Origin of the sequence: Flavivirga aquimarina, from assembly GCF_030540835.1 — a bacterium.
GTDB classification, from domain to species: Bacteria; Bacteroidota; Bacteroidia; order Flavobacteriales; family Flavobacteriaceae; genus Flavivirga; species Flavivirga aquimarina.
Genome location: NZ_JAUOEK010000184.1, coordinates 543,179 through 554,070, shown reverse-complemented (window position 1 = coordinate 554,070; position 10,892 = coordinate 543,179). Strand labels below are relative to the sequence as shown.

The 10,892-nt window shown below is 32.7% G+C and carries 7 protein-coding genes; 2 read left to right on the top strand and 5 right to left on the bottom strand.

Annotated elements, in window-relative coordinates; all coding sequences use genetic code 11:
- Window positions 1-231: 231 nt before the first annotated feature.
- Window positions 232-807, bottom strand: coding sequence for a hypothetical protein (locus tag Q4Q35_RS22330; protein WP_303280296.1), 576 nt, complete (start codon window positions 805-807; stop codon window positions 232-234).
- 318 nt (window positions 808-1,125) lie between these two features.
- Here Q4Q35_RS22330 and Q4Q35_RS22325 point away from each other — a divergent pair, with 318 nt between their 5' ends.
- Entirely contained in the window at window positions 1,126-1,485 is a 360-nt protein-coding gene (locus Q4Q35_RS22325) for a YraN family protein (protein ID WP_303280295.1), read from the top strand.
- A gap of 96 nt (window positions 1,486-1,581) precedes the next feature.
- On the opposite strand, the gene Q4Q35_RS22320 is transcribed toward Q4Q35_RS22325, so the two are convergent.
- The 3 genes from Q4Q35_RS22320 to mfd form a co-directional block, all read right to left on the bottom strand.
- Window positions 1,582-2,085 carry a hypothetical protein gene (locus Q4Q35_RS22320; protein ID WP_303280294.1) on the bottom strand — a complete coding sequence of 168 codons (504 nt, stop codon included), beginning with the start codon at window positions 2,083-2,085 and terminating at the stop codon, window positions 1,582-1,584.
- A 109-nt stretch (window positions 2,086-2,194) separates the two neighbouring features.
- Entirely contained in the window at window positions 2,195-3,514 is a 1,320-nt protein-coding gene (locus tag Q4Q35_RS22315) for a TlpA family protein disulfide reductase (RefSeq protein WP_303280293.1), read from the bottom strand.
- Window positions 3,515-3,632: 118 nt separating this feature from the next.
- On the bottom strand, window positions 3,633-7,019 hold the full coding sequence (mfd, locus tag Q4Q35_RS22310) for a transcription-repair coupling factor (protein WP_437439764.1): 3,387 nt from the start codon (window positions 7,017-7,019) through the stop codon (window positions 3,633-3,635).
- Between the two features lie 278 nt (window positions 7,020-7,297).
- On the opposite strand from mfd, the gene Q4Q35_RS22305 reads away from it, so the two are divergent.
- The gene (locus tag Q4Q35_RS22305; protein WP_303280291.1) at window positions 7,298-7,729 is read left to right on the top strand and encodes a tellurite resistance TerB family protein; all 432 of its coding nucleotides are present in this window, start codon (window positions 7,298-7,300) and stop codon (window positions 7,727-7,729) included.
- A gap of 96 nt (window positions 7,730-7,825) precedes the next feature.
- Here Q4Q35_RS22305 and Q4Q35_RS22300 read toward each other — a convergent pair whose 3' ends face one another.
- Window positions 7,826-10,696, bottom strand: a complete 2,871-nt coding sequence (locus tag Q4Q35_RS22300; protein WP_303280290.1) for a TonB-dependent receptor — start codon at window positions 10,694-10,696, stop codon at window positions 7,826-7,828.
- Between the last annotated feature and the right edge of the window lie 196 nt (window positions 10,697-10,892).

Genomic DNA, 10,892 nt, shown 5'->3' with positions numbered 1-10,892 from the left:
GGAAGTCATCCGGATTTGATTACGATCCTGACCATGTATATGTTCCATAAGTATGATTTGTGTTCCTATACAAGATAAGAATTACTCAAACCATTAACAATCAGAATACAAAAAAAGTTAATGCACAGTCTGACGGTTTGTATAAGATTTGTGGCGTGTTAAAGCACCTAATTTAGTAAACAAATACTTGCCAGCGGAAAATTCCGCAGGAATTTTCCAAGTAGACTAGAACTAGCCATTAATTTTATACTTTGTTGTACCCAGTTTTTTTCTTTTTATTATTTCAAATATTCCCAATGTCAGCATTACAATAACTAAACCTTGTAAAAAGAATATTCCAATTCCATAAGAAGCAGATTCCATTAGTCCATTATTCCAATATTCAGTACCGTAATCTCGATGAAAACTTGTAACTATAATTACAAAACGTTCAAAATACATTCCGCTTTTCATTCCGAATGCAACTAATAAAACATACCAAAATTTTGATGCTAATTTTCTTATATATAAAGTCAGAGGTAAAATTAAAGCACCTAAAAACATTATCCAATATGCCCAAGCATAAGGTCCAGTTGCTCGATTGATAAAGGCGTATTCATTTGGATTCATAGCCATTCCAATAAGATAAAAAGTAAAAGTAACTATGGTATAGATAATGATTGTCCAACGAATTAAATTCAGAACTTTTTTCGTTTCAAATCGGTTTTTGAAAATCAGTTCGAGAAGAATTAATATCAGAATTATTGGAATCAAACAGTGAATCAGATTCGCATCAACTATTTCAATAATCCTTTTATATAATTCCATTTTTTGTTTTTCGTAGGTCGCTCGTCAAATTGGGTACAACTCGTTATATGTAGAATAAAAGTACTCATTATTCATTAATTATTTCGGGATAATAGGAATTTTTGTTCCTCTTTTTGGGTTTCTTTTAATTGGTTGAATTAAAATGGAAATTAGGATGTATCATATCTGGAGTTATTCCATTTCTTGTTATAATGCTGTAGTTGAAAAAGAAAATTCATTTTTAGGGCTGAAAGTTAATATGATTAACTAAATTGTAATCCTAACATGAAATTCCTGCCGTAGTTTATCTTGAGCAAAGACGAAAGGTAGAAAATTAATATGGCAAAACACAACGAGCTAGGAAAAAAAGGGGAACAATTAGCAGTCGATTTTCTAATAAAAAATGGCTACGACATTATAGAACGTAATTATCGTTTTGATAAAGCTGAAGTGGATATTATTGCCCAACAAAAAGATACACTAGCCATTATTGAAGTAAAAACACGTTCGACAATCGATTTTGGAAACCCACAAGATTTTGTGAAACCTAAACAAATTCAGCGTTTAGTAAACGCAGTTGACGAATATGTAAACGTAAACAGTTTAGACGTTGAAGTCCGTTTTGATATTATAGCTATTGTAAAAGAAGGAAAGGGTTTTAATATTGAGCATTTGGAAGATGCCTTTTATCATTTTTAGAAACATATTAAAAACACAAAACCCTTTATTTAATAAAGGGTTTATGTAAATAATCAATAAATTTTTCTAAAATTATGATTCTTTAGTATGTCTTTTTTACTCTCCGTCAACAACAGTAAATTCACCACTATAACTGATATTTAAAACCTCATCGTTTGTTAAAGTTAGTACTCCCGATATAGAATAGTTACTACCGCTTCCACTCACAGTAATATCACCTGCTTTAACGTTTAGAGTTTCATCATCGACATTTAGAAATGCATAGCCGTAGTAAAAATCTGCTGATTCAGATGAAGTTTCAGAAATATATTTAAAAGTACCTGTTTTAAATGATTCGGTACCTTTTGAGAACAATTCTACATAAAAAACATAAGATACATCACTATCAGATTTTCCAGATAATATAAAATCGTAGTTATAATAACCATTTTCACCTTTGTAGTCTTCTATTCTAGAGCTAGTTATATCTACAATATCTTCCTTGTACTCTATAGTATCAGAAAAGTTTTCTTCTGCCGCTCCATCATCATCATTAGAACATGAGGTCGTCATTAATGAAACAAATAAAAACAAGCAGCTTAATTTAATCAATTTTTTCATTTTTCATTTTAAATTTGGGGTTAGCCACAAAACTAAAAATAAAAATGAAAACACCTTTATTATTTATTAAAAATTTAAAATATTCAACAGATAATTACACATTCCTTTGTTAAAAAAACAGTTTTAAAGCTTCAATATCTCCTGGTTTTGAAATGATACGCTTGTCCTTATCCAGTATAAAATAGGTTGGTGTTGCAGTAATGCCATAATCATTACCAATCTCATTATCCCATTTTCCTGCTCCATATACATGTATAAATTCTGGATAACTTTGTATTAAATTTTTCCACTTAAGAGTGTTATCCTCTAAAGCAACAGCAACAACTTGTACGGCACCTTTTTCTTTAGATTGTATATAACTTCTCAATTGTGGAACCTCATCTAAACAATGTGAACATGTGCTACTCCAAAAGAGAATAATGTAACGCTCTGCAATATTTAATTCACTTAGTTTTGTAGTAATTGTCTTTTTGTTTTTTTCTATTTCTAAAGAAAAATCGGGAGCTTTATTACCTATCGAAAGGTCTTTAAATAAAATGAGTCCACGTAAAAGTTCTTGATCATTTAATGAGACTGCGATCTCCATTAAATAGGTTTCAGCAATATAGTTAGCAACACTCTCAAAGTTTAAGTCTGCCATTTGTTCCCATAGGCCGACTAACAAAATTCTTTTAACTTCTATTGGTGCACTTTTCATGGCGTTACAAAACACATCAATATTTTTTTTATAACCAGTTATTTCATCTTCAGCGTTAAACGACATTCCAAATACATAATTTAGCATCCGTTCTTCTAAAAAACTAGAGCTTTGAAGCGTTACATTATTAAAATCTACAAAATCAAAATAATGCATTTTTAAACTATCAACATACGTGCTAACATCTTTAAATTTCTTAGGAATGTATGGCTTGTTTGCTTTAATAAAATAGAGTGCTATGGTGTTTTTTGCAGTAGTTTCATAACTAAACTGTGTTTCTGCTTGGGTTTTAAAGATAGTTTTTAACGCTAATGTATCTTCACTCTGGAGCTTGAAATAATTTCCAATGCTTTGAGTAATCATAGACATACTATCTGTATAAGATGCCAATAGTTTGTTCTCTACCGATTCTTGAAAAGTAACGCCTGTTTCAGAATTAAAAGTAAGATGTATATCTTCTTTTGCGTTGTAGATAATGTCAAAATTATAATCTTCTTGGGGTACTGCATATACCACTCTGTACATCCCTTTAGTTGCAGTAGCATCTAATTTAAATTGAAAGCTTCCATCTGCTTTTACCTCTGTATTTGTAATATACTCCGATAACGTAGGGGTTACTTTGTATAACAGAACAACACTATAATCTTTTGCCGGTGAAAATTTGCCATTAATAGTATGTTGGGCAATAAGAATGCTTGGTAATAAAACTGTTAAAAAGAATAAACGATTCAAAACTATACTTTATTTAGATTCCCGTTTTTGTCTGTTGATAGTCAGGTTTACGAGAAAAACATTTTCAAATGAAACCTCGATTTTGTGTATCAAGGATTTTTTAAAATTAAAACAATAATTAAGCCACAATAAGCTTTATTTTTTCCAATGCTTGTTCAACGGATTTTATATCATCAAATGTAAGCATTAAGCGCAATCCGTTTCGGGTCTGCTTTTCTTTCATTTTACAGACATTAGAATGCGTTTGAACAAACTGTAATACTTTTGTAAAGTTACTACTTTGATAGAAACTGCTTTGCTGATCGTTAATAAAATAACCTATAAATTTTCCTTGTTTCATTATAATTTTCTCAAAACCTATTTTAGTGGCTATCCATTTGATTTGGACACTGTTTAATAAATCGGTCACTTGTTCTGGTAATTCTCCAAAACGATCTAATAAACCTGCTTCAAACGTTTTTAATTCGTCTTCTGTTTTCAAATTATTAAGCTGAGTGTATAAATTTAATCGTTCAGCAATATTATTAACATAATTATCTGGGAAAAGCAATTCAAAATCGGTATCAATAGTTACTTCCTTAACATAAACTTTGTCTTCGTCAGTTTCATGATACAAGTCTTTAAACTCATTTTCTTTAAGCTCTTCAATGGCTTCATTTAATATTTTTTGATATGTGTCGAAACCTATCTCATTTATAAAACCACTTTGTTCACCACCTAACAAATCACCAGCTCCCCGAATTTCTAAATCTTTCATAGCGATATTAAAACCACTTCCTAACTCGGTAAATTGCTCTAAGGCTGTAATACGTTTTCGGGCATCATCAGTCATAGCAGAATATTCGGGTGTAATAAAATAACAGAATGCCTTTTTATTACTTCGTCCAACTCGACCTCGCATTTGGTGCAAATCACTTAATCCAAAATTATTGGCGTTATTAATAAAAATAGTATTTGCATTGGGTACGTCGAGTCCACTTTCAACAATAGTGGTACTTACCAAAACATCGAACGCACCGTTCATAAAAGCGAGCATAAGTTGTTCTAATTTTTTCCCATCCATTTGTCCGTGTCCAATACCAATTTTAGCATCCGGTACTAAACGTTGGATCATGCCTGCTACTTCTTTAATATTTTCAATCCGATTATGGATAAAAAATATTTGCCCACCACGTTCAATTTCATAACTAACCGCATCACGAATAGTCTCTTCGCCAAAACGAATCACGTGACTTTCTATAGGGTAGCGGTTTGGTGGTGGCGTTGTAATAACCGATAAATCCCGTGCAGCCATTAAACTAAACTGAAGTGTTCTGGGGATTGGTGTTGCGGTAAGTGTTAATACATCAACATTATCTTTTAACGTTTTTAATTTTTCCTTTACTGATACACCAAATTTTTGCTCTTCATCAACAATTAATAGGCCTAAATCTTTAAATTTTACATTTTTATTTACAAGTTGATGCGTCCCTATAATAATGTCGACATTTCCTTTTTCTAGGCCTTCCAGAGTTTCACGTTTTTCTTTGGCAGTCCTAAATCGATTTACGTAATCTACCGTAACAGGGAAATCTTTTAATCGTTCTTTAAATGTTCTGGAATGTTGATAAGCCAAAATAGTGGTAGGTACTAAAACAGCGACTTGCTTGCCATTATCAACCGCCTTAAATGCGGCGCGAATAGCAACTTCGGTTTTTCCAAAACCAACATCACCACAAACCAACCTATCCATAGGGCGTTCACTTTCCATATCTACTTTAATATCTGCGGTTGCGGTACTTTGATCTGGCGTATCTTCATAAATAAAAGAAGCTTCCAGCTCATGTTGCATATAACTATCTGGATTGTACTGATAGCCTTTTCTTGTTTTTCGTTTTGCGTAAAGTTTTATCAAATTAAAAGCTACATGTTTTACACGAGCTTTGGTTTTCTGCTTTAACGTTTTCCAAGCATTACTACCCAGTTTATATATTTTAGGGGGCTTCCCATCTTTACCATTAAACTTGGTGATTTTATGTAGGGAATGAATGCTTAGATACAATACATCGCGCTCTCCATATATTAACTTTATGGCTTCCTGTTTTTTACCTTCTACATCTATTTTTTGTAATCCGCCAAAGCGACCAATGCCATGGTCGATATGAGTGACATAATCACCAATATCTAAATTAGTGAGTTCTTTTAATGTAATGGCTTGCTTCTTGGCATAACCGTTTTTAAGATGAAATTTATGATAGCGTTCAAAAATTTGATGATCTGTATAACACGTAATTTTATTATCATGATCAATAAATCCCTGATGTAGAGAGAGCACAATGGTTTTATAATTTACGTCTTCTTCACAAGCATCATCAAAGATATCATGAAACCGTTTTGCCTGCTGCTCGCTAACACAAGCAATATAATTGGTGTACCCTTTATTATGATTGGCATTTAAATCTTCAATTAACAGATTGAATTGTTTATTGAATGATGGTTGTGGTGTGGTATTGAATATGACCTCCTGACTTCGGCTAGGCTCAGTCTCCGACCCTTTTTGATTACTGAGCGTAGTCGAAGTACCAAACTCAATAATTGAAAAATCTAATAACTGTTTTTTTAGTAATGTTGCATTGCAGAACAGTTCGCTAGGTTCGGCATGTTTTATATCTGTTGAAAGGGTTTTAAAGGCGTCTTCTGCTTTACTGTAAAAATTATCGATTCTTGAAAAGAATAAATCGGTATTCTTTAAACAAACCACTGTTTTTTGAGCAATATATTTTAAAAAACTTTGTCTCTTTTCTTCTAAAAACTTATTAGCAACATTCGGGATAATACTAATTTTTTTAATCTGGTCTATCGAAAGTTGCGTTTCTACATCGAAAGTTCTAATGCTGTCTACCTCGTCGCCAAAAAACTCAATTCTATAAGGGACGTCATGCGAAAATGAAAACACGTCAACAATACCACCACGCACTGAAAACTCACCGGGTTCGGTTACAAAATCGACACGTTTAAATTGATATTCGAACAAGACCTCGTTTACAAAATCTATAGACAGATTATCGTTAGTCGACACTTTTAGAGTATGGCGTTCCAGTTCTTTTCTGGTCACTACTTTTTCGAAAAGTGCATCTGGGTACGTAACTATTATTGCTGGTTTTTTTTGAGAGTTTATTCGATTTAAAACCTCGGCACGTAATAATACATTGGCATTATCTGTTTCTTCTATTTGGTATGGCCTGCGGTAGCTTCCTGGATAGAACAATACGTCTTTATTACCACAAACCTGCTCTAAGTCATTTAAATAAAATGCAGCCTCTTCCTTATCGTTAAAAACAATTAAAAATGGTTTGTCTGCTTGTTTAAAAATACTCGAAACTACAAACGAAAATGAGGAGCCTACAAGCCCTTTTAAATGTATGTGAGGCTTACTCTTATCAGTATTAAAAGGTTGAGATTGAGCAATAGTAGCTTGCAGATTTTGCGTTTGCAAAGTCTGTGTATAGGTTTGTTCAAGCATCATTTTACCCACCTAATCTTTGGTTTTTTAAGATTGCAAATATAAGGTTTACAGGTTTTTTTTATGTTAAATATAAATGAAATTTAAAAGTTTTTATAGGTTGTAATTTTGCTACAGACACTACTATTGGTAGCGATTGAAATAGTATTAGAGGAATATAATTTTTTGATAAGCTCTATTTATTGATTTAGACAGAATTGAACCTACTTTATACTATTTTCATTTCATTTTATATAAAAAATATGTAGGTTTGCACGACTTTAAAACAAAAAGAATAAGATATGTCGTTTTCAGATTTATTTGATAGTGGATTTAAAAAGCGTAATGAAAGCCATTTCGCTGCTATTGTGCGTATAGCTATGGATGATGGTGTTATAACCGATGAGGAACAAGCTTTTTTAGACAGATTAGCACAAAATTTGGATATTAATAAAGAGGATTATAAATTAATTCTAAAAAATTATCAATCTCACCCAATTAATCCACCGGTATCTTATGATAGACGTTTGGAGCGTTTGTACGATTTAGTAAGAATGGTACATGTAGATACTATTAAAGGAGATCCTGAATATTCTTTGTTGAAAAAAATAGGCGTTGGACTTGGGTTTCATTCTGAAAATGTAAAGTACATAGTTGATAAAGCACTTGCTTTGGTAAGTGATGATGTTAGTTTGGATTCTTTTGTTGATGAAATAAAGCATATGAATAGATAACAGTTAAATCTGTTATTAAATAGATACTAAAGAGGTCTAAAAAGTGTTATTCAAAATAACATTTTTTAGACCTCTTTAAATAATATCTTAGTGTAACTACTTCAACTTAAAGCTAAGTCTGGCGAAAAGAAAACGCCCAGCTGCACCGAATTGTTGAGAACGTCTAGACCAATCAAAACGACCACTACTTCGATTTGCTTCTATGGTTCTATCTGGATAAACATCTAAAAGGTTATTTGCGCCTATAGTTAATGTTAAACTTTCTGAAGCTTTATAACCAAAAGATAAATCGGTTACTACTTTAGAACCGTATACTTGTTGATTAGCAACATTAGTAGTTGCCTCTGAAACTTCACCAAAGAAAACATTTCTTAAGAACACATTAAATTTACCGGCCGTTAAGCTATTAGTTAAATTTATTTTGGTTCTTGGTACGGCTTCTTCCAGATAAATTCTACTGTCTTCCGGGAAATAAGTTCCTACTAAACCGGCATCCTCTAAAACCTGAGAGGCTTTAATAGCACCCACCTTTTTTGTTTTAGATAGTGTTCCCGATAAATCAGATTTTAATCTCATGTTAGAACCTATATCGGTTTTATGTGTTAATACAATATCCAATCCTTTAGATTCTGTATCTATAGCATTAGCAAAAAATGATGCTGCCGAGGCATTGGCTTGAGATAATAAATTGTCTAACTCTGTTCCTGTTCCAGGACCTGCAAATTGCCCTGTATATACCACTCTATCATCAATGGACACAAAATAACCATCAACTGTAACAGTTAAATTGGCATCAGGAAATTTAGCTGTAAAACCTAAACTGATACTTTGAGACGTTTCTTCTTTTAATTCTGGAATGCCTAAAAGGTTTGCTGCCCTACTATCATTTGAAAAGGTTCCTACCTCAACCGGGATACCATCCTGGAATATTGTTGATGTAGAATTAAAATTTAATTGATGTAATGAAGGGGCTCTAAAACCAGTATTTAAAGCAGCTCTAATATTAACATTATCACTGGCTTTTAGTCTGGTTGCCAATTTAAAGTTGATTGTGGAACCAAAATCTGAATAGTTTTCGAAACGTGTTGCAAAGCTTGCTAAAAATGTTTCAGAAAAATCAGCTTCTAAATCAAAATACCCTGCAATACTGCTTCTGTCTCTGGATAATTCATTAGCAGGGCTAAATCCTGGAAATACTTGAGAACCTCCTGGTCTTGAGTTATCGAAAAAATCTACTGAAGATAACTGAGTTGGTAAAGTAATTAACTCCCCTTCAGCAGTATATTGCCCATAAGAAGCCTCTTCACCTGCTACAATTTCATAATTTTCTAATCTATATTCTGCTCCAAAAGCGACATTAAGACCGCTTAGAATATTATCATAAAACTTATTAATATCTAAGTTAACAGTGTTTTGCATAAAGTTAAATCCTCCGGCATCAAATGTTGTTGGAGAGGCATTTTGAAGTGAAGCATTAAAAGTATTGCCAATAGTATATAAAAAAGCATTTTTCCCCCAGGTATTGCTTAAATCTATATTCCAATCATTTATTTTACCTTTTATTCCAACAGCCAGAGACTTATCTGTTATTGTTGAATTAATTTCAGGTAAAAAACCATTGATGTAAGCGGGTGTATAGGTTCTGCTTTGATTAGGTAGTCTGTAAAATCCGGCTGAGTTTCCTTTTCGAGAACTTGCACCTGCAAAAGAATATAGCTCTGTACCATTATCATCTAGAGGTAGCGATAGATTTGCAAAGAATCTACCTCCACGTACTTCAGATTGTCCTACCCGCATATTAAAATCGCTACGAACTAAACCTCTGGCTGCTAACTCGGCGGTTGTATTATCTGCACTCAATATACTTTGCAAATCTGCTTTCGTTGCAAAAGGGTCTAAGCCTAACCCGGCAGCATTTCCATATTGAATAACATCGGTAACATCGTCATCTAATAAATCAGATAAATCATAACCATCATTACTAGCAAATCTTTCAACCGTATTATAAAGGTTAAAAACATCACCTTCCCATTCTTTCATTCTGCCATAATCTTCTCTAAAATCAAAATCTCCTGTAAAATTAATGAAGCCACCATTGTCTCCTAATGGCAACCCATAATTAGCACTCACATTAATTGTTTCTCCATCTACGCCTCCCGTTTGGTCATTAGCATTTTTAGAAAAATTAGCTCCCGTTGTAACATTTAAACTTAGTTGGTTTACATTATCATTTAAAACAATATTAATTACTCCGGCAATCGCATCAGAACCATATTGGGCTGCTGCACCATCTCGTAAAACCTCTAAACGCTTAATAGATCCGGATGGTATAGCATTTAAATCGGTACCAACACTACCACGACCAAAGGTTCCATTAACATTAACTAAAGAAGAGTTGTGTCTTCGTTTTCCGTTAATTAAAACCAATACCTGATCGGGCCCTAAGCCTCTTAAAGATGCAGGATCAATATGATCGGTTCCATCAGAAATTGTTTGTGTATTTGATGTAAATGAAGGCGCTACAAAATTTAAAAGCTTATTTAAATTAACTTGCGGCCCTTGCGATGTTAGTTCGGAAATATTTATAACATCGACAGGAACAGGCGTGTCTATAGCTGTTCTACTTGGGTTTCTCGACCCAATTAAAACAACTTCATCTAAAGCAACACCTTCTTCTAGTGTTATTTTAATGCTTTGAGAAGGGGAAGAGACATTAACCTCTTGGGTGTCATATCCTACTGAGGACACAACCAAAATTACTGGAAAACTTTCCGCATTTAAAGTAAAGTTCCCATCAAAATCTGAAATGGTTCCTGTACTGGTTCCTTTAATAATGATATTTGCCCCTGCTAAAGGCAAATTTGATGTTCCATCTGTTATTGTTCCTGAAACTTGCTGTGAAAAAGCAATGACAGGCATAAGAAATAACGAAAATAGAAACATTTTGAATTGTAAAATCTTGCTCATAATGTGTTTTATTTGAATTAGTTTTCTTAAATATCGTAAAAAAAATACGAATATTCGTTAGTAATGAGTAAGTAAATTCATAATTTGATAAAAAACAATAGTGAATTTTAAGAATTTATTAAAATTGTTTTTATTTAAATCTTTGCAAAAAAGGCTATTCCACAAAGTAATATCTTCCTAAATTTGCAATCTGTTT